At 42.9% G+C, this 20,046-nt stretch carries 17 protein-coding genes; 8 read left to right on the forward strand and 9 right to left on the reverse strand.

From position 1 onward, the window contains the following. Window positions 1–34: 34 nt before the first annotated feature. Window positions 35–1,576 carry a carotenoid oxygenase family protein gene (locus tag CWC18_RS16740; protein WP_138675730.1) on the reverse strand — a complete coding sequence of 514 codons (1,542 nt, stop codon included), beginning with the start codon at window positions 1,574–1,576 and terminating at the stop codon, window positions 35–37. Between the two features lie 31 nt (window positions 1,577–1,607). Beyond that, entirely contained in the window at window positions 1,608–2,030 is a 423-nt protein-coding gene (locus tag CWC18_RS16745) for a DUF2141 domain-containing protein (RefSeq protein WP_138675731.1), read from the reverse strand. A 159-nt stretch (window positions 2,031–2,189) separates the two neighbouring features. Between CWC18_RS16745 and CWC18_RS21995 the strand changes: the two genes are divergently transcribed. After that, window positions 2,190–2,408, forward strand: a complete 219-nt coding sequence (locus CWC18_RS21995) for an ATP-binding protein (protein WP_171041143.1) — start codon at window positions 2,190–2,192, stop codon at window positions 2,406–2,408. A 216-nt stretch (window positions 2,409–2,624) separates the two neighbouring features. Further along, the gene (locus CWC18_RS16755) at window positions 2,625–2,861 is read left to right on the forward strand and encodes a hypothetical protein (protein WP_171041144.1); all 237 of its coding nucleotides are present in this window, start codon (window positions 2,625–2,627) and stop codon (window positions 2,859–2,861) included. A gap of 40 nt (window positions 2,862–2,901) precedes the next feature. On the opposite strand, the gene CWC18_RS16760 is transcribed toward CWC18_RS16755, so the two are convergent. After that, the gene (locus CWC18_RS16760) at window positions 2,902–3,369 is read right to left on the reverse strand and encodes a hypothetical protein (protein ID WP_138591349.1); all 468 of its coding nucleotides are present in this window, start codon (window positions 3,367–3,369) and stop codon (window positions 2,902–2,904) included. Between the two features lie 575 nt (window positions 3,370–3,944). On the opposite strand from CWC18_RS16760, the gene CWC18_RS16765 reads away from it, so the two are divergent. Beyond that, entirely contained in the window at window positions 3,945–4,379 is a 435-nt protein-coding gene (locus tag CWC18_RS16765; protein ID WP_138591350.1) for a glutathione binding-like protein, read from the forward strand. Window positions 4,380–4,412: 33 nt separating this feature from the next. Here CWC18_RS16765 and CWC18_RS16770 read toward each other — a convergent pair whose 3' ends face one another. The 4 genes from CWC18_RS16770 to CWC18_RS16790 all read right to left on the reverse strand — a co-directional run bounded on the left by CWC18_RS16770 (window position 4,413) and on the right by CWC18_RS16790 (window position 9,510). Beyond that, a complete protein-coding gene (locus tag CWC18_RS16770; protein ID WP_138591351.1) occupies window positions 4,413–5,276 on the reverse strand; it encodes an AraC family transcriptional regulator in 864 nt (287 codons plus the stop codon). Window positions 5,277–5,543: 267 nt separating this feature from the next. Beyond that, the gene (locus CWC18_RS16775; protein WP_138591352.1) at window positions 5,544–5,903 is read right to left on the reverse strand and encodes a hypothetical protein; all 360 of its coding nucleotides are present in this window, start codon (window positions 5,901–5,903) and stop codon (window positions 5,544–5,546) included. 57 nt (window positions 5,904–5,960) lie between these two features. After that, entirely contained in the window at window positions 5,961–7,871 is a 1,911-nt protein-coding gene (locus CWC18_RS16780) for a methyl-accepting chemotaxis protein (protein WP_171041145.1), read from the reverse strand. A gap of 766 nt (window positions 7,872–8,637) precedes the next feature. After that, window positions 8,638–9,510: a LysR family transcriptional regulator gene (locus CWC18_RS16790; RefSeq protein WP_138675734.1), complete on the reverse strand. Its 873-nt coding sequence runs from the start codon at window positions 9,508–9,510 to the stop codon at window positions 8,638–8,640. A 101-nt stretch (window positions 9,511–9,611) separates the two neighbouring features. On the opposite strand from CWC18_RS16790, the gene CWC18_RS16795 reads away from it, so the two are divergent. Further along, on the forward strand, window positions 9,612–9,986 hold the full coding sequence (locus CWC18_RS16795) for a YybH family protein (RefSeq protein ID WP_138591355.1): 375 nt from the start codon (window positions 9,612–9,614) through the stop codon (window positions 9,984–9,986). Window positions 9,987–10,133: 147 nt separating this feature from the next. Here the strand turns inward: CWC18_RS16795 and CWC18_RS16800 are convergent, their stop codons facing one another. Next, entirely contained in the window at window positions 10,134–11,249 is a 1,116-nt protein-coding gene (locus CWC18_RS16800; protein WP_138675735.1) for an FAD-dependent monooxygenase, read from the reverse strand. Window positions 11,250–11,296: 47 nt separating this feature from the next. Beyond that, on the reverse strand, window positions 11,297–13,762 hold the full coding sequence (locus CWC18_RS16805) for a LodA/GoxA family CTQ-dependent oxidase (RefSeq protein ID WP_138675736.1): 2,466 nt from the start codon (window positions 13,760–13,762) through the stop codon (window positions 11,297–11,299). Between the two features lie 332 nt (window positions 13,763–14,094). On the opposite strand from CWC18_RS16805, the gene CWC18_RS16810 reads away from it, so the two are divergent. The 4 genes from CWC18_RS16810 (at window position 14,095) to CWC18_RS16825 (ending at window position 20,041) form a co-directional block, all read left to right on the forward strand. Beyond that, a complete protein-coding gene (locus tag CWC18_RS16810; RefSeq protein WP_138675737.1) occupies window positions 14,095–15,345 on the forward strand; it encodes an efflux RND transporter periplasmic adaptor subunit in 1,251 nt (416 codons plus the stop codon). A gap of 8 nt (window positions 15,346–15,353) precedes the next feature. Further along, entirely contained in the window at window positions 15,354–16,070 is a 717-nt protein-coding gene (locus tag CWC18_RS16815; protein ID WP_138591359.1) for an ABC transporter ATP-binding protein, read from the forward strand. A 10-nt stretch (window positions 16,071–16,080) separates the two neighbouring features. Next, on the forward strand, window positions 16,081–18,513 hold the full coding sequence (locus tag CWC18_RS16820) for an ABC transporter permease (RefSeq protein WP_138591360.1): 2,433 nt from the start codon (window positions 16,081–16,083) through the stop codon (window positions 18,511–18,513). Window positions 18,514–18,664: 151 nt separating this feature from the next. Continuing rightward, a complete protein-coding gene (locus CWC18_RS16825) occupies window positions 18,665–20,041 on the forward strand; it encodes a sigma-54-dependent transcriptional regulator (RefSeq protein WP_138675738.1) in 1,377 nt (458 codons plus the stop codon). Window positions 20,042–20,046: the final 5 nt, after the last annotated feature.

Raw genomic sequence — 20,046 nt, forward strand, 5'->3', positions numbered from 1 at the left:
AAAGCTACATAATGATATCACTTACCCAAGTTCATTAAATAAATGTCCCATGTAAACCCAAAGGTAAATGATATGGCAAATCTGCGTAAGCAATTGGCCCATCAGGAATGCGCTCTGCATCAAAGACAGCCACACCAGTAGACCCCTTTACAAAGTTAATATAACTATTTATTAAATACCCCTGACCTTCACGCGTGGCATTGTCTTTGGCAACAAACAATGGCTCTTCAACCATCACATCAAGCCCAAAATCAAACCGTTCAAATATATCTTTATCCTGATTGTACCGTCCTACCGCGTTAAACTGCGAGCGCGTCCCTTGTGACCCCGTTGTGACACCCGTTTGCCACTCACTTTTTTGCTGTGCGTAACGTGTATCAAACATTGGAAATTCCATATCACGTGACGTGCGCACTAATTTCGCACGCTGCGCCGTTAAATCAATGATGATTTGACTGGCATTGGCTTTTTTATTGCTTTTCTTCTCTCCTATTAAATCGGCCATGCCAGTATGGTATACATACGCATCGTCATACCAACACGTGTTTAATACCAAGTTATTACCTTGCTGCCAACTGTTGCCAAAATGAAAGATAAACCCTGGCTCAAAAGGAATACGGTGCGACGCCGTCAATATATTTTTATCAATCACCAGTAACTCACCGCCTAGATGTGGCTGCCATTTAAAAGACTCAACATAAACATCCGATAACCGATCCAAAACCAAAGGTGACAAATAAAACACCAAATATTTATCTGTAATAGCAAAATCATGAATATAGCTACTTTGCGATAGCTCAATCAATTTAAACTCGCGCAGCGCACCATTCGCATGTAAATGATACAGCACCATTGTGGGCTTGCCAGAATAAGAAATGTTACCAAAGTTCCAAATACTGCCGTCTTTATCATGATGGGGATGCGCAGAAAAAGGCACACCATCAAGAGCATCATTAAACTTAACTTGCCCAAGCGTATCGAGTGACGAACGATCAACCCGATATGGCGATGCCGCTTCCCACATAGCCCACAACTCGCCCTGAATGGGCAGTAACGCCGTATTTGCTTGACTTACACTTTGCGCGCTGGTTGGTAGTGCTACGTTTTCAAAGCGTGTACCAGTGCCTGAATATAAAAACTGATTGGCGGCATGCTCTTCCATAAATTTTTGCGTACGGACAAATTTGCCCTTGTGTGTCATGCCCTGCTGCGATAGCCCAAAGTGATTAACCATACCATCACCATCGAAAAAGTGCTGATATCGCTCATTGCCCCGAGCGCGCAGCGCCGGCCCATTTCGATATAAGTCATGACCTACTAGCTGCTCTGGAAGCTTACCGTGCCAGGGTTGAAAATGTGCTGGAATATCGTTTTTGATCCCCTCATAACATCTCAAACGACTATGTTCACTGAGTTTATCATTGAACTTTTTTGCATAGGGACTTAATGACCGCTGCCCTTTATTAGATAAAACCGAAGATGCCACACTTGATGGGCTAAATCCCATTGCTGTTGATGCAACAGTAGAGGCAAGCGTTGATGATAATGCGGCATTTAAAAATTGACGACGATCCATGAGGTTCTCCTATCGGGCAGTAATCACTAAATTAACGTAGTTCAATATTGGTATTGATATGCGTGTCGCTCACGTTAACCGCTAACTGAGCAAACTTAGGCGGGCCCATTAAACGCGGGTTATTGCTAAATCCGTAAGGTTCGTTCGGGATCCCCATTAAGTTTCGCCCTAGCTTTCCATCACCATTGAGATCTTGATACACCATCACCGCGTAATCTCCATGCGCTAAATCCATCACTGTAAAAGTGAGCTGCGCAGCATCTGCTTTTTGTTCAAGTACTTCAAATGCTTGATATTGCTTCATACCTTTGGCTGAATCATAGATAGCAACCTTAATTGTGCCCTGATTTTCTTTGACATTATTTAAATTAATATTAAGCTGCGCAGCCTGTGCTGAAAGTGCCATACTAGATAAAGTGATCATTGCGGTTGTTAAACGAGTAAAAGTATTCATAATAAATCCTATTAGTTATTAGTTGTTCGCTGCTGATAGGATGTACTTTACCGAATGACGTGACGAGGCGCCTGTTGCATATGTCATAAACGTACCGTGACAAATGTCACTATGATAAAAGCAGCAATAAGCAGGTGAGCCTTTATAATTCCCCCTCATTTGCTTTATACAGTTACTACAATTAGTGACCAACGCCTTATTATTCGCTGTCAAGAAAGTGGCCAAGGAATTTCACCCGAGCGCATCGACAAAATAGTTGACCCTTTCTGTAACATTTCCATAGAGTACGGTGCAATTGGCCTTGGCTTAAGCATTGCTTATAACATTGTGCATCAACACTTTAAGGGCACTGTAAAATGTTCTAGCGAGCTCAATTAAAGTACCTTAATCGAAGTCACGTTACCTACAGACACCCTATTACAAAAGCCAGTATCATAAGCTGGCTACATCATTTGGTAGAGAATAATTCATACAAAATACTGTGACGGCGGTGCACTTATATGCTATTAAATAACCATTAAATGGCGTGTTCAGCGTGCTTATAAAAAGCGCTGTAAATGCTCAATAAAACAGATCATGCAAAGGGTTTGCACAATGAAAAGAATGGCACAGAGACGAAGACACATTTGGTTTTTTATGCATTCTCAACAGCATCGTTGCACCACTCATTCCGCGGTTAGTACCAGCACAGATACCAAGCAAGACACCTCAATACCAAAATTGGCAAGCTATGTAAGAAAGCATCATACCGATCCCACTAAAACGGCAGACCGCATCACCTCAGGCAAACACGGAAAATTTGCGCTGCAAAATACTGTTGTGATGAAATAACATGATCAATAATAGGGCGCATTCACACAGCCCCCCCTAATTAAGCGCTCGCATGAAAGCGACCACCGCCACCATATTGATAGCTTTCTAAAGTACTTATCAACGTTTTTGAAAATTGTATTTGCGTGCTCGACGCTCCATTTTGCATCTGGGTTTGCAAGCGCTCTTTTTGCAGTGCGATCACGTCAATTTTAGTGCTCTCTGCCGATTGCAGCTGCGCCAAAGACACCTCACCACTTGCCTGATTCAAGCCATTTTTTGTTGCACCATAATTCAGAGACAACACCGCATGCTGACCTAAAGACAACGTTCCGTCTTCATACAAAGCGTGTGACGCAGAAGACAACTCTTTCAGTGTCATATTAGAAAAGTCATACTGTTGCTGGCTTTCCTTTTCCGCTGCTGCCGCCTCAAGCGGTGCACTCTCTTCGCTTTTTTGCACGTCAGGTGCCGCAGGTGATTTAACTTGATATTGAGCATAATCATAAGCTTGGTTAGCGATTTTCATTTTACATATCCTTTGCAAAGCATCTGCATTAAATACAAGCAAAACGCATACCGGAATAATAATTCAATAAAACAATAGATTCTGACCTGCGTCAGAAAGACAAGATTCATATGCCCGTACTCGTTGGCAAAGCTTCATGCCGCGCACATGGCAAGTTTCACGCTATCGTCTCCCTGAACTTGATTCAGGGTCCATATAAAATCCACTACAGCGTAAATAATTCATCCTTGGAGCTGGGTTACATCAATCATTACCTGCATGGATTAAGCTAAACGGAGCAAGCAAACACTTTAAAACCATGGATTCTGAGCTATGTCAGAAAGACGAATTTTTGTGGGGGCCCAATCGTTGGCAAAGCTTCATGCCACGCACATACACAACGCGACCCCCTTTCGTCTTCCTGAACTTGATTCAAGGTCCATGAAAATACTCCAAGTCCTCGTCTCCTTCAACTTAATTCAGGATCCATAAAACAGCCACTACAGCGAAAATAATTCATCTATGGAGCTGGGTTACATCGGTCATCCATGACCTCACTTCTTCGCGCTGCACGGTCACTCATCACCTAAACTTCGTTGGCGGGGCTTTATGCCGCGCTTAGTACAACGGTATTTGATGTTGACCCACAAAAACACGCTCACATAGATACATGGGCCAGTATGCTGTCTATTTATGCTTTTCGTGCGCTGATCACTGACTATATCATCGAAATTAAAAATCCGAGCGGCCCTAACGGAGAGCTTAATTTTGAAAAGCTTAAAAATGCGCAGCCGGCTGTTTTGAACACTTTGCAAACAATCAATACTCAACTCGCTGAGCGTGACTTTTTAATCACCGAGCAGTTTTCTTTAGCCGATGCCATCATTTTACCCATACTTGGTTATCATATGCAGTTGCCAGGTGATCTCAACTTACTCGCTGAATTTCCAAATTTGGTAAAATACTATCAACGCCTTAGCGCTTTGCCATTTTGTAAAGGGGTTTTACACACAGCCAAACCCTTAAATTGACTGGTATAGACCCTGCCGTATTTTTACCGCTTATCAACAAAGTGGTAAAAATACGTCTGTGCGTAAATCACATTCATCTACTTCGTGGATCAGGTTTAAGTATTGAAAAAAGCAGGGGTGAGCAGCTGGTTGCTCATCACTCTGCACAAGCCAATGCTGATAAAACAGATAAATAGTTTGCTCAAGCGTATTATGGCTACCATGATGTGTTACCTTGGCACACCGCATAGCGGGGATCTCTGCATTGAGCACACCAAAGTCATTACTCGGTATGGGTGTTTTGACTGACCCCGCTATTTTAAACCTAAACTCACTCGCTGGCATCGTACTCGGATCTCCATTAGGTAGACCAAATGTAAGGCTTGAACGGATCGGCGACAACCCGCTTGATTTACGCCAATTCACAAATTCCCCTGCTGTTTCATACACCCGTTCAGGCGCACCTCGGTGTTCAAGCACTGCAACCTGAGTTTTAGGAAATGTCACAATGTCTTCGTTGAGTGTGTTTTCTATTTGCTTATGTGCTGTCTGTTCAAGTACACGATGCCATGTTGGCCATTGAGGTTGCTTTCTAAATTCGGACGGAGTTTGACTAAATGTACGTTTAAACGCGCGGGAAAATACTTCAGCACTATCAAAGCCCGCCTTAAGGGCGATGTCTATAATTTTAATATCGGTTTCAAAAGCAAGCTCAAATGATGCACGCTTCAATCTGGCCAGCAGTATGTATTTACTTACGGTAATATTAGTACTAGCAACAAACACGCGATGAAAGTGATATTTCGACAAGGCAGCAACTTCACTTAAGTGTTTCACATCCATCGGCTCATCAAGATTATGGTCTATATAATCGCATACACGCCTAATGCTGCGATGAAGCGGTAAAATATGGTTCATGATTGCATTGCTCATTCTAAGAAACTGGCTTAGGGCAGTATCGCAAACTGCGTATTAAAAATGCTTGATTGAAAGTGCGGTTTATTATTTACATCACTCCAGTAAAATACCTAGGTACAAAGGCTTTGTTTAAAAAATCAGGGCTATTCATATTGAGTTGTTTAGCCGTCAAATAAAAAAATGGCTATTGAGAGCGACTCCAATAGCCATTATACTTTTACTTAATTGATCGAACTTAGTAACGCTTATTTTATAAATGATGCAGCCCTAGCCACCACATTTATTAAATTCTTCACTCACTTTTTCATATACTGTACAAAAGTCATCACTGCCATTTGACGCGGTAATTTTACCGCCATCAAAAATCGCATTAATCACCTTCATTTTAGTTACTGTTAAGCGCTTATTCTTGCACGACTTAACCGCCATTGCGCCGCACTCTGCCGCCGTGCTAGCCTCTTTAAATTTAGAACAACTTTGTTTACCTTTGCACTTTTTATAACTAATTTTTTCTTTCCCAGGGCAAGACGTCCTGGTGTACTGAATTTCACAAGTACCAGCAATAGCAACTTCCATGAGAAAGTAGGCAAAAAATGCCACAAATAAACTAGCAATTTTCAATTTCATATAATGCTCCTCTCAAGCAAATTAGACGATTTAGTAGAGTAACTAAATTCTTAGTCACTAGGTTTTAAACTTAGTTAATAACTCACGCTGGGTTTCGGCCATTTGTGCAAGTTTTTGACTCGCCTGTTGGTTTTCCTTGGCTTGACTGGTAGTCATGTCGGTAATATCACAAATGCTATATACACTATCTAGCTGCGTTTGCGCGGCCACTGTTTGCTGTTCAGATGCAGCGGCTATTTGTTGGCTCATATCACGAATAGTCTGAATGCTTTCCACAATAGAATGCAGCATATTTTTCACACTGTTAATACCATCAACGCACTCTCTTGACGCTTGTTGCGAGCTAGTCATACTGTCAACGGCTTGCTGTGCACCACTGACTAGATGCTCGATGGCTGATTGAATCTCTTGCGTAGACTCTTGCGTACGGCTTGCTAATGAACGTACTTCATCAGCTACCACAGCAAAACCTCTGCCCTGCTCTCCTGCGCGCGCGGCTTCAATCGCAGCATTCAAAGCTAATAAGTTAGTTTGTTCTGCAATGCCTTTAATTTCAGCCAGCACCGAGCTAATACTGACCGTGTCATTATTCAATTGTTGAATAACATTTGCAGACCCTTCTATGGTTTTACCCAGTTCAGAAATGCTATCTACATTTTTAAGTAACACTAATTCACCTTGCTCGGCTTCAGTACTGGCTTTCTCAACTTCTTCAAGCGTACTATGAATACTCGATGCCACCGATGCCACTGTTTCGGTCATCTCTGTAATAGACGTACTCATTGCCTGCATTTGTGAGCTTTGTTCGTTAGCGCTGTTAAAACTTTGGTCGGCAATCACACTGGTTTGCTCTGCTGTACTGGCAAGCAGTTGAGAGTTGTCAGATATTTCATTCAAGGTGTGACGTAAACTATTCACAAGCTGCTGCATACTATCGGCCATATCGCCCAGCTCATCTTCTTGTACTTTTACAAACTGAACTGTCATATCGCCTGTAGCGGCACTTTGAATTTGTTCAACCGCTTTTGCCAGCGGCACCTTAATTGAATTCGTCACAAAATAGGACACGAGTAATGACAAAACAATAATAAGCCCAGCAAGCGTAGAAATAATTAACTGATTGTGACTAACTGACTCTTCTGCACCCGCTTGTACTGTTTCAGTATAAATAATTATTTTATCATTGAGTTCATTAATGAGTTTACGTGTATCACCCGCGTATTGCCCTGCTTTTTCAAACTCTTTTTTTACTTTCGTTAAGTGCTTTAGTACCGTGACCTTCGACGCAATGGCGCTGTCATTACCGATCAATGCAGACTTGAAACTGGCTAGGTTTTGGCTCATTGCAACTAATTCGTCGCTACCTTGTAATTCAGTGGCCCCTTTAATTTTATTGAAGAGCGTTGCAATTTCACTCGCCGAGCCATTCAATTCAGACTGCACACTCAGCACTTCAAACACAATGGCTGAACGCAGCGCTGCGTTTGCGGCATCAACAGATGTTTCAATAAGTGAAACAAACTCAGCCAGATCATTTATAACATCATCTTGCTCTGCCATGGCTTCCAAGTCGTAGGCGTAACTCAAGCTTTCATCACCCATATCGCCAAACTCACGCGCTAATTCACTGGTTTTTTCAATTTGCTGTAATGTGGCCAAATAGTCTCTGACACTTGGCAACGCAATTTCATACAGTGCAGCGTTCGTTTTTTCAACCTCAACAAATAATGCAGATAATTCGGGTAGGTTTTCCAACTGGGATCCTAGCGCCCTCAAACTACTTTGGTTCTCATTGTACCGAGTATCAAAATCTGCTTTAATCGCAGTCGCCTGACTTCGGCGCTCAGTACCCAATAATAATATTAAGTTCAACTCAGTCGCGAGCACACTTTCAGATAAAGCCGCGCCTTCTATTAAGGTTGGTACACTCTCAGTCGAGACTTGCTGTATTCCTTTACCAATATTCATAATACCAAAAATAGAAACAGCGAATAGTATTATGGATAAGAACAATACAACCGCGAAGCCACCAAAAATTCTCCACGTAACAGTTAGGTTCATATGATAAATTGTATAAATTGGTAATAATTAATTAATAGCAAAGATGCAATACTTTGCGAATAATATTCATAAAAACATACCATTTGATGAATTAAAAAAAGGAATAAACAGAAAAAACCATTAATTAACATATTGTGGCTTTTACCAAGCAAGGTGAAGTAATATAGGCCTGGCTGGCTATATATCGAGCTTAACGCTGAGACTTGTTGAGGTGTATCGTGTGGGTTGGCATAAAGCTATTAGCCACAGCTTAAAAATTTAGGTCACAGCCATAAAATCGGGGAGGCCTTCAACCTGCGTTTGCCATGCCAGCATATTTGGATAGTCTTTAGCAACATCAGTGGCACTTTCAGCCAACTTAATGTATCTCTGGTGCGAATACTCATGGTGGGGTTACGTAGCTTTAAAAGTTTACGTTTAGTGAAATGCCCTTTTTGAATTGCATCTTTCGTGATGGGATGTGCATTAAACAATGCGTCAAAGCTACCGTCGTGCATAGCGACGTGTAGCCCATGTGTTAAGTGCTTTCCCAATCGCTGGATACTTTTTTGTACAAAGAAACACAATAATATTTATAAGCTTGTTTGTTCTTTGGTTCAAGCGGCTCACTTTATTGCGGAAAATGTGTGCTCAATAATAAATGTACGATGCTTTCATGACGTTCATATGTTTGTTATTTCTCAGCGCTTATCAAAAGCGTATCAAATTGTGCCTGAATAGCTGCTTGCGCCAATTTCACACTCATGGGCACCGTCCCTTGATATGGGTGAACTGTAAAAACTGTGGCTGGGGCAAGCGATTGGTCTGTAAATACAGGCGCTAAATTAGGGTACTGCGCCAAAAGCACATTTGGGACCAACCCAATGCCAAACCCCGCAGAAATTAAAGACGCCGTTTGAGAAATCGTATCTGTGATATGAGTTGCGTCAAAACTTAACCGTTGCGATTCGGCTCCGTTACGCATTAGCGTATGTTTAATATGGGTCCCTTGCCAGTGATTAGCAATATACGCGACGGAATCTATATCCACATCACTCCCCGTGGCTTTGCATAATACATCTGTCAATGAACCAAGCCGGCGTTGTTTATAATGGCTGTCTTTGCTGTCACCAACTCGAATAGCTAAATCAATATCATGATGCATCAGAGCGAGTTGATTATCTTGGCATATCAAACAAAGCTGTACATTAGGGCAATGTAAAAAAGCATCTTTTAAAGCAGGAACAACCAATGTATCCATTAATGCGTGTGGCGCTGTTACCGTTAACTTGCCCGCAGGTTCTGCTTGCTGCGCCATGATCTCCTCCCACGCTTGTTCAGAAACTTGATGCATTTTCACACAATGGGCATAAAAGCGTTCGCCCGATGGCGTTAACGACTGACGACGCGTCGTACGTTTTAATAGTGTGGTTGCCAATTCGCTTTCAAGTTGTTTTAAATGCAGACTCAAAACGGATTTTGACAGTGCCATTTTCTCAGCCGCTTTGGTGATTGATCCCGCCTCTACAATGTGCATAAATACAGTCATATGCCGTAATTTTTTCATATTGTTCTACCTAGCTAAACAGTCTGTTCTATTAACTTTGTTTTTCTTATCAAAGCATAACGCTAAACTTTGCAGCAAGTAAACAATCGAGATAGAAGAGTATGGCACCACAAACTGTATTTGAAGCATGTAAAGCGGGCATTTTACAATGGCAAACCGCATTCAATAACCAAGATGCGCAGGGATGTGCTGCGCAATACCACAAAGACTGTACGATGGTTGCCAAACCATTTGGCACATTCAAAGGCACAGAGCAAATACAGGCGCTATGGCAAAAAATTATCGACCAAGGGTTTAATAATGTGCAGTACAGTGACGTTATTTGGCACCCAGAAGGAAACGATGGATTTTTACTCACCTCTCGCTGGCAAATGAACAAAGCCTTTGGTGTTGTGCACAAAGAGCACTGGCAAGTGCAAACTGATGGTAAAGCCTTATTAGTGTATGACGAGTTTGAAGTGCAAGGAGAACGTTAAGGCATCATTGGCAAGCAGCGCTCATTCATTGATATGGGCAGCATGGACCCTGAAATGAATTCAGGGAGACAAAATAAGCGAAGACGTCAATATACCCCGTCGTCTTCCTGACGCAGGTCAGGATCCTCAAATAAAAAACGCACAGCGTTAGTAAACCAAAGCACATTCATTTGACACATTTATGCTCTGCTTACTTTGCCAAAATGGTTCACTGCTCCAACGTTGCTCCCCATTGTAACGTTCAACCAATTCATTTAAGTAGGTATTATAAATCGAGGTCATTTGCTCAGAGTAATCATCCAGCCCTTGGCTTTTCCCTGAAAAGTATTGCGCTATTGCCTCTCCTGCTTTATCTGCCATATACATGGCGGTTGTCATTCCATGTGATGACAATGGATCAAATGACATCGCTGCGTCGCCAAGCATTAGCCAATTGCGACCTGTTAGCTGGCTACAAATATGACTGCTCGCATTAACTTTGCGGACTGGAACGTGAATATTTTTTTTAATAAACTGTTTAAAGTAAATAGATTTTTCGCTGACTTCGTACCAATTCTCAAATGCGCTATAACGCTCAAAATCTGGTGAAGTTTGATTGCTAAAAATAGCCAGCATGGTGCTTTTTTCACTTACCTGCGAAACCAATGACCAGCAGTGCTGCTGCGCCTCTACAAGCACAGGATGCTGTAATTGGGCTATTTTTACACTTGGCACATTCACCACAAAGGCCATTAATTTATCAAAGTAATGACGAGGAATGTTCAGTGCCCGGGGTAAATATCCTTGTCGGCCGCTGGCATCTGCAACAAAACGCGCTGACACTTGAACAGCCTCACCCATGTGATTTTTACTACTAATCTGCCAGTACGCGCGCTGCTGTTCAAGTCCCGAGACTTTACCAAACATCACCACGGCTTCTGGTAAATCCTCTACTAGCTGAGATATTAAATACGATTTATCGACTTTCCAACCCGGCTTTTGCTGCAATGCACGCTCAACATCAGGCTGTTTCAGCACTACAGACCCCCATGATGAATAAGTGCCAGAACATGGAAAGTGCGCGCTATGGTGTAAATACGGATGCAAGCCTAACCGTGCCAGCAAAGGATTAATTGATGCAGGCAAACTTTCTGCAAAGCTGGTTTTGATTGGTTTATCATCATGGAAAACGGCCACGTGCAACCCCATGCTCGCTAATTTACGTGCCAATAATACACCACTTATTCCCATGCCAATTAGGGCACAATCAAATGTTTTTATCATACAGTCTCTCACCAAGCATGGCGCTCTTTCGAGCGCCAACCTGCATTCTAGTTTTTATCCGCTTTGCTATACGCCACATAAACCACTTCTGGAATACCCGTACTGGTATCTTGTTCTACCGGTCTGGCCATGACCATGCCCATATTTTTCCATTGCGTGACCATTTGAACTAACCCGTTGGTATAGCCCCCTTCCGCGTGATAACCCACAAAACCTAAATCAGCAGTGTGCAGCCAATCTAATCGCTGTGCATATTGCTCTAACCTTAATTGATTAAACGACGCTTCACTCATACCTTGTGCAACAGTGTGGTCAAAGCCATTGGGGGTTGCTGTATCGGCATTTTTGCTGTCTTTAAATTTGTTATAACGCGCCAAAGGCACGATATGTACGGGTAAGTTTGCCGCCCACCATGCCGGTATTGGAAAGTCCTCTGGCGTATAAACCGCTTGGCAACTTGCTGCATCTGACTGCCAAGGAATACCCATCCACTTGGTTAAATCCCCAGGAGTATTTTCCCAGAACCAGCTTGCATCAGTGCCTTCTACCGTCGACTTTTCCACATCTGAAACTTGAATGACATGACCAAAATCTTGATACATGTTCGATGCATCAGCTGCTTGTTTTAGTCTAAATTCACTTAGCCCAAGTAAACTGATTGCCTCGTTTACCCCTGACTTTCTCTCGTTCGTTTTGTAAATATGATCATGGCGCATCGGCCATGTCAGCTCAACGCCTGGGTGGAATCCACCGCCATACAGCGCATCCAATGCAGCACGTGCTGATAACAAAGCTGGATGTTCTGATTCTGCAAAGGTGTTGATATAAAAATGAGCTAATGAATCAATCGTTTGAGCATGAGCTTGCTCTTCTTCAGTCACCGTAAAGTCGCCTTGTGCCCAGTTAAGCAAGTGCTGATACATAAACGGCGGAATTGCAAACCACTGCATTGGGCTGCCTGGGTAGTCTACCCCGTCATTCGGGTAAAACGGCAATTGTAATTCATGGGTTGCTTTACGACCTTTAATATCTGTGGTGTCTTTACTGGGAATAATTCGGCTGGTGTTTATCCATTCACTGTCGGTTTGACCTGGGTCTTGCTTATCTATCGCTCCATCAAACATGGGGTTTCTAAATTGCTTAAAAATTTCTTTGCGTAATTCATTTGTTGCAGTACTGCTATCAAGCAGTTGTGCAAATTCATTTTGATTACTCAACTCCCCCAAACGTGTATTAACTTGGTTGTCTGAGAAGTCGGCCTGATTAACCCATTGCATCCGATATAAACGATATAAAATAGGAAACACATCACTAAATTGTGTGGTGATTTGGTTTAACTGAGCTTCTTTAATTTGTGCACCGCACACCATATCGTACAAAGTGACGAGCGGCTCTATTTGTGGGGCAAAATCAGGCGGGGCTGTTGCAATCCAAGCACTGTTATCTGCTTGATCAATATTAACCACATCGCCATTGCTCAACGTCAAGATAGCGCTCACTTGACCATCACAAATATCATCATACCAATTAGAATTATCAGCAAAGTCGGTATTAAGCGAAGAAGGCGTCATTGCTTTTGAAATACCATCGCCGGCAAAAAACGACAACACCCCCGTGTTTGTGCAACTGATCGAGCCTTGCAACACAGTATGACGTTCTGTCATATCAAATATATTCGTTAAACGATGTGCAGGATCTGCTTCATTCGCAGGAAATTTACCACTGAGTTTAACACTGTTTTTATTATTACTTGATACGCTGCCACTGCTGCGAATAACCAATTGCTGTCGTAATTTATTACCCAATACATTTGGGTTACGTCGTTTCGCGGTTTGCGCAGGAGCTAGCTTTTCTAGGCTGACATTTTTAGCTAAGTTACCAGTTCCTTCAGACACCAAAGATAAATCTAAGGCATTGTTATAGTCGTACCAAAATGCTTTTTTATTCGCGACACTCACCTGCCATGTTAACGCGTCGCCCTCAGCTAAAGTCACTTGTTCAATGGGGTTACCTTGTGCATCACATTTGTACACATAAAAGCGCTGCGCTTGCTTTTTAACCGCGCCTAAGTATTTCTCTGCAAGCACGGCAATGACAATGTCTTTCGCCAAGTCTGATAATGAAAAATCAACCACTTGCATCGGCAGTGCAACATCATCAAGCTGATGTTCTAGCTCAATTTTAGTCAACATTTTACTCAGCTCACACTCGCTCAAAAGCGTCGTTAGCTGGCTTTGATGATCATCTGATAGTTTAACCGCTGGCGACGCTAACAAATTCGCGATCACACTCCCCTCTAATTCAATAATGCGATCATGCAACTGGGTTGCAAACACTCTATCGACTAGCGCTTTTATGTCGCCTAACGTCACTAAATATTCAACACTGGTATCGTAAAGGTGCTGCCAAGGTATTTCGGGAGTAAAAATAGCCGTTTCAGGCTGAGCAGGGCCATTACCTACCCGCGCAACGCCAAGAGGCGGGTAAATTTTATACGTGTACTGTTCAGACATGGTGTTTCCTTATCTATTCATAGATGACTTGATGCCAATGTATACCCCACACATTAAAGCCAAGTAGGGCAACTAGGTAACGAGTGTAGTCAAATACGAATAAATATCGATTACACAAGATTACAAAACGCGATATGCCCTGCTCTCATTTAGCAAATGATTATACTAACGACAGACAAATCTCATTTATAAGAATAATCTCAACGGCAGTCCCAAAATTGAGACAACTCGTACGCAAAAAAATATAAAACACATAAAATTCAACAGCTTGAGAATTGGCACGTATGCTGCTAACAGGATGGCATAACTCGCAAAACTAAGATGAAAATTACATGGATATAAAAGTAAACACGCAACGAGCAAGCAAACTGCCCTTCTATGTTATTGCGCTCATTGTGTTACTCGGCGTTGCTGTGGCAATCAAACAGGTATGGCAGTATGGGCGCTCAGAAGTGACGCTTTCAGCCTCTGAACTCGTCATGAGTAAAGTGCAAAAGGGCAACTTTACTGTATCAGTGCGCGGGAATGGCATTTTGGCACCAGATAAAGTGGAGTGGCTATCCGCAGGCGGCGATGCAAAAGTAGCCCAGCAATACCTAAAAGCGGGCAATCATGTGAAACAGGGTGAGTTAATTGTTTTGCTTAGCAACCCTCGTCTCAAGCAAAGCCTTACAGAAGCTCAGTGGGAACTATCAGCCATTGAAGCACAACTGATGGCCGAAAAGGTCAGCGATAGCTCTCGTATCAAACAGCTCAAGTCAACAATATTGCGTGATAAGCTCGCCTTACAAGGTGCTCAAAATGAGTACCAAGCACATCAGGAGTTGATCGCAACGGGTGCGGTCTCTAAGCTCGACTTTCAACGCGCTAAGATCACGTTAGATCAAGCTGAACAAGGTTATTTAGCATCTAAAGAATTACTCTCAGAAACAGAAAAAACCCATCAAGCCAATCAACAAGCTCGCTTTGCAAGGCTCAATCAAATTAAGAACCAAGTCGCACAAATACAATCACAAGTCGATGACTTACAGATAAAAGCCAGCATGGATAGCATTATTTTAACGGTGCCGATTGAGGTTGGCCAACATGTTACCACTGGCAGTAACCTTGTTAAATTAGCGGATCACAAAGCACTAATTGGTGAAATACAGGTTCCAGAAATTCAAATCCAGCAAGTTAAAATTGGTCAAACAGTGCGCATTAATACGCAAAATAGTCTGTTCATGGGCAGTGTGTCTCGCATTAACCCCGCGGTGACACAAGGTAATGTGCAAGTAGATATTACATTTAGCGACCCTCTCCCTGCAGACGCCAGACCTGACTTGAGTGTTGAAGCAGATATTCAAGTCGCCAAACTAGAAAACACCCTGTTTGTCTCTCGACCGCTATTTTCACAAAGCCAAACGGCCACCAGCTTTTATAAATTGGATCCTGACGGTGGACTTGCCCGCAGAGTCAAGGTAGAAGTAGGGCAGGGTTCTACAAGTCATATACAAATAATCAATGGATTGGAAGAGGGCGACACCATCATTATCTCTGATCCAAGCCGCTTCGATAGCTACCCAACATTTAGCATTAATTAGGAACCCTTATGTCTGATTTAATCATAAAACTCGACAACATGAGTAAAGTATTTTTCGCTGATGATATAGAAACTCACGCGTTAAACAAAATTTCTTTAGAAGTCGCAAAACAAGAATACATAGCAATATCAGGTCCCTCAGGATCAGGAAAATCAACCTTGTTATCGGTGCTCGGTTTACTTGATACCGCTACAGACGGGCACTATCACTTAGCAGATCACTTGGTAAGTAATATCAATAAAACAGAGCGTGCTCGGATCCGAAATAGAGAAATCGGGTATATTTTTCAATCATTTAATTTAATTAGTGATTTAACCGTTGAAGAAAACGTAGAGTTACCTTTGACGTATCGTACTGACTTAAACAAATCACAACGTAAAGACAAGGTCACTAATGCCCTAAAAAAAGTTAATATGCTGCACCGTGTGAGCCATTACCCCTCTCAGCTATCGGGTGGCCAACAGCAGCGTGTGGCCATTGCAAGAGCCATTGCTGGCGACCCAAAGCTGATCCTTGCAGATGAACCTACCGGTAACCTTGACTCAAAAAATGCCCATGATGTTTTACAGCTGCTTGATGACCTTCATCGCGATGGCGCTACCATTTGTATGGTGACACACGACCCTCGTTCAGCCCAACGTGCTCAGCGTAACATTAAAGTACTTGATGGGCGCATCGTACTAGATCAGCCAACAACGCTAAATAATGAAGCAGTCAACGCCTGAGGGATATAACATGCATATTTACAGTGATATAAAATACACGCTACGGGGTTTGGCTAAAAAGCCCGGTTTTAGTGCACTGGCCATACTCGTGATGGCAAGTGGCATTGGTCTCAGTGTTTATTTATTTTCTTTCATGAATGTCATGCTATTTAAACCCATGCCGTTTGAAGGCGGGGAGCGGTTTATACAAGTATTCACTTCACAAAATGGCAGTCGGATCCAAGGGATGTTGAACCTTCATGATTATCACGAAATTAAGCAGAACTTAACGGGGGTTAGTACATTAAGCGCTTATAGAAACCAAACAGTCACTGTATCTAAGCAAGATGGAACTCGCAGAGTAGAGGCCACCGACAGCCGAGCAAATATTTTCTCTTTCACACAGACCCAGCCGATTCTTGGCCGTACCTTTAGCGAAGCTGAAGACAAAGTTGGAGCACCTCGCGTGGTGGTGATAGGTTATGAACTTTGGCAAAATATGTTTGCCGGCCAAGCGACTATTTTAAACCAATCTCTGCGCATTAATAATGAACCACATCAAATCATCGGTGTTATGCCTAAAGGCTATTTCTTTCCGTACAACGCTGATTTATGGCGGCCACTACGCGACAATGTAGAGCAAGTATCACGCGAAGCAAACGCCCAAGTAAGGGGGTTACTACTGAGAGATGAAGACACACCTATAACAGAGCTTGATCAACAATTAAAACTTATCATGCAGCGACTAGAAGCGCGTTACCCCACTGCTAACAATGGCATCGGGGCTTATGCGCTCACGCCAAATATGATCAGTGCTGATGGTGGTATGGCAGTTGCTTACACCATGCATATTGCGGCAGTTTTAATCTTAATATTGGCCTCGGTGAATGTAGGTAACTTACTCTTGTCACGCGCGGTAGAACGCAGCCATGAAACCGCAATTCGTGTCGCACTGGGCGCGCCAAAAGGGCGGTTAATTAGCCAGCTGCTTTGGGAGAGTATTATCATTTGCTCTGTCGGTGGTTTTATCGGTCTATGCATGATTGGCTGGGGCCTTGAAGTAACACAAGTTATTACCAACCAATTTTATACTGATCGCCCGCCATTTTGGTGGCAGTTTGGCATCGATGCTTACACTTTAAAGTTGTTTTTCGCTTTTTTACTTGCCACCATTTTGATCACCGGATTACTCCCTGCCTTAAAAAGCGTTAATGGCGACTTTAATGCCGTACTACGCGATGGCACACGTGGTGCGCTAGGTAAAAATGCCGGTCGACTCAACACACTCCTAGTCATAGGCGAAATATTTTTATCTATCACTATTTTACTCGTCGCCGCCGTGATCATCATTGCAAGTAAAAAGGCAACAGAAGCCAATTATGGTGCCAATATTGACAATGTCATGGTCAGTAGGCTGCAGTTGCCTGATAACCAATACGATACGGCTGAGCGTAAAGTGGCGTTCGTTAACACCCTTAAAGCCAGTTTAGCCACTGCGCCCCAATTTAAACAATTGATCATCGCATCAGCCTTGCCCGGTATGATAAGCCATAGACCGAGTATCGCCGTTGAAGGCAAAGAATATATCCAACAGGGTAAAGCGAGTTATCCTCGGGTCAACCATATTGCAGTCAGTGCGGGATCTCTTAAACACTTAGAAATAGGGTTAATAGCAGGCAGATATTTTAATCATGCCGACGACCAGCCGAACACACACACCGTGATTGTCACGCAATCATTTGTAACGCAATTGATGCATACTGAGCAACCTATTGGCAAGCGTGTTCGGGTGGTCAATGACAGCACCAACACCTTACAATGGGCAACGATTGTTGGAGTGGTTGAACACACCATACAGACACGACCTAACCGCATTGAAGCGAGTATGCCATCGATATTTCAACCCTATAGCCAAACACCAAGAGACTCAATGGTCATAGCAACGCGTATCAATGGCAAAATAACACCAACTGCCAATACATTGCGCCAAGCCGTACACACCATCGACCCACAGCTTGCCATCTATCATGTTGAACTATACAACACTGCCCTGGCTCGACATATGGCACCACTTGCGTTCGTCAGCAACATACTGGGTTTATTTGGCTTGGCATCGTTTGTCCTCGCTGGATGCGGAATTTATGGCGTAATGAGTAATACCATTGCCCAGCGTTTGCAAGAAATGGGGGTAAAGCGTGCTCTAGGAGCCAATGAGCATCATATTATGCGTGAGTTTATGTACTCAAGTACCAAGCAGCTCTTGTGGGGACTCATACCCGGTCTTGGTATTGGCATTGCGTTAGGATTTGCAATGTCTACGACATTAAATGTTAGCCCGTTGGAGTTATTAAGCATAGCCGGCATACTCTCGGTGGGGCTTGCGGGAGTCGTGCTTATCGCTACGTACATGCCGACAAAACGCTCGCTGGACATGGAGCCCTCTCATGCACTTCACTATCAGTAATCACAAGTACACAGTATAGAACCAACTAATTGGCCGCTTTTTTTGACGTACTAAGTGGCCCTTCTCCACAATAGGTTTGATTTATTCGTGTGGTGGATATCAATTTTGTATACAATGATATGATTATGATTTTATTAAAGTTAGGTCAGTTATGAGCGCATCAATTTTAATTGCAGATGACGATGAGGGCATACTTCATGCGCTTAGCCTGATGCTACTTGAAGCAGGTCATGTTGCCACAACGGTGCTTACCCCAGCAGACACACTCATACAACTTAGGCAATGTGAATTTGATCTCGTCATAATCGACCTTAACTTTTCACTTGATACCACTTCAGGAGCTGAAGGTTTATCGTTACTGAAAAGCATAAAACAACTTTATGAACACTTACCTGTACTGGTAATGACTGGCTGGGGTAGCGTTGAGGTTGCAGTACAAGCGATGCAAAATGGCGCCAATGATTTTATTAAAAAGCCATGGGAAAATGAACGACTATTAAGCATCATAACGAATCAACTCGCCCTAGCAAATACCACATTAAACGCGCGTAAACTTCGCGAATGCAATGCGCTATTGAATCAACAAATAGATGATAGTGATTTGATGGTGTCTGACTCACCCGCCATACAGCATGTACTCAATACACTCAACCGAGTTGCTCTCAGTGACATAGATGTATTAATCACAGGAGAAAATGGCACTGGTAAGAGTATGTTTGCGCGATATTTACATGCGCAATCAAGCAGAAAAACACTGCCGATGATAAGTGTTAATATGGGCGCAGTTGCCGACAATCTCTTTGAAAGTGAAATGTTCGGCCATGTTAAAGGGGCATTCACCGATGCCAAAAACCATCGAATAGGGCGCTTTGAACTGGCTGAAAAAAGCAGCTTATTTTTAGACGAGGTCGCTAATACGCCGCTTTCTCAGCAAGGAAAACTACTGCGTGTATTAGAAGAAAGGCAATTTGAAAAAGTCGGGGCTAGCAAAACCCAACATGCTGATATAAGGCTCATATGTGCCACCAATGCTGATTTGAAACAGGCTGTATCTGATGGGGCCTTTAGGCAAGATTTACTCTATCGCATCAATACCATAGAGGTTTGTATACCCCCTTTACGCGAACGCCAACTCGATATTATTCCACTGGCTAGGAAGTTTTTACACAAAGCCATCGAAAAATATAAAGGGCCTGCGGTTGAACTAGATAACAAGGCCAAACAAGCACTGTTAAAGTATGGTTGGCCAGGTAATGTGCGGGAGCTGAGTCATGTTATAGAGCGAGCACATATTTTAGGTCAGCAGCCGACGGTAACAGTAGCTGATTTGAACTTACCCACACACAGTCGAACTATAACGCCTATACCAAATAATGACGACACGTTACGTCCACTGGAAGAATTAGAACATGAAATTTTAAAAAGCCGACTCGCTTATTTTGATGGTGATGCGGTTGCCGCGGCCACATCATTGGGGTTAAGCAGAAGCACGTTTTACAGACGGCTCTCTAAAGCAAACAACGATTAAAGGGA

Source organism: Pseudoalteromonas aurantia, from assembly GCF_005886875.1.
Taxonomy (GTDB): domain Bacteria; phylum Pseudomonadota; class Gammaproteobacteria; order Enterobacterales; family Alteromonadaceae; genus Pseudoalteromonas; species Pseudoalteromonas aurantia_A.

Coding starts and splice junctions, on each gene's coding strand:
- CWC18_RS16740 (WP_138675730.1), bottom strand. CDS start 1,576: ATGGATCGTCGTCAATTTTTAAATGCCGCATTATCATCAACGCTTGCC.
- CWC18_RS16745 (WP_138675731.1), bottom strand. CDS start 2,030: ATGAATACTTTTACTCGTTTAACAACCGCAATGATCACTTTATCTAGT.
- CWC18_RS16755 (WP_171041144.1), top strand. CDS start 2,625: ATGAAAAGAATGGCACAGAGACGAAGACACATTTGGTTTTTTATGCAT.
- CWC18_RS16760 (WP_138591349.1), bottom strand. CDS start 3,369: ATGAAAATCGCTAACCAAGCTTATGATTATGCTCAATATCAAGTTAAA.
- CWC18_RS16770 (WP_138591351.1), bottom strand. CDS start 5,276: ATGAACCATATTTTACCGCTTCATCGCAGCATTAGGCGTGTATGCGAT.
- CWC18_RS16775 (WP_138591352.1), bottom strand. CDS start 5,903: ATGAAATTGAAAATTGCTAGTTTATTTGTGGCATTTTTTGCCTACTTT.
- CWC18_RS16780 (WP_171041145.1), bottom strand. CDS start 7,871: ATGAATATTGGTAAAGGAATACAGCAAGTCTCGACTGAGAGTGTACCA.
- CWC18_RS16790 (WP_138675734.1), bottom strand. CDS start 9,510: ATGAAAAAATTACGGCATATGACTGTATTTATGCACATTGTAGAGGCG.
- CWC18_RS16795 (WP_138591355.1), top strand. CDS start 9,612: ATGGCACCACAAACTGTATTTGAAGCATGTAAAGCGGGCATTTTACAA.
- CWC18_RS16800 (WP_138675735.1), bottom strand. CDS start 11,249: ATGATAAAAACATTTGATTGTGCCCTAATTGGCATGGGAATAAGTGGT.
- CWC18_RS16805 (WP_138675736.1), bottom strand. CDS start 13,762: ATGTCTGAACAGTACACGTATAAAATTTACCCGCCTCTTGGCGTTGCG.
- CWC18_RS16810 (WP_138675737.1), top strand. CDS start 14,095: ATGGATATAAAAGTAAACACGCAACGAGCAAGCAAACTGCCCTTCTAT.
- CWC18_RS16815 (WP_138591359.1), top strand. CDS start 15,354: ATGTCTGATTTAATCATAAAACTCGACAACATGAGTAAAGTATTTTTC.
- CWC18_RS16820 (WP_138591360.1), top strand. CDS start 16,081: ATGCATATTTACAGTGATATAAAATACACGCTACGGGGTTTGGCTAAA.
- CWC18_RS16825 (WP_138675738.1), top strand. CDS start 18,665: ATGAGCGCATCAATTTTAATTGCAGATGACGATGAGGGCATACTTCAT.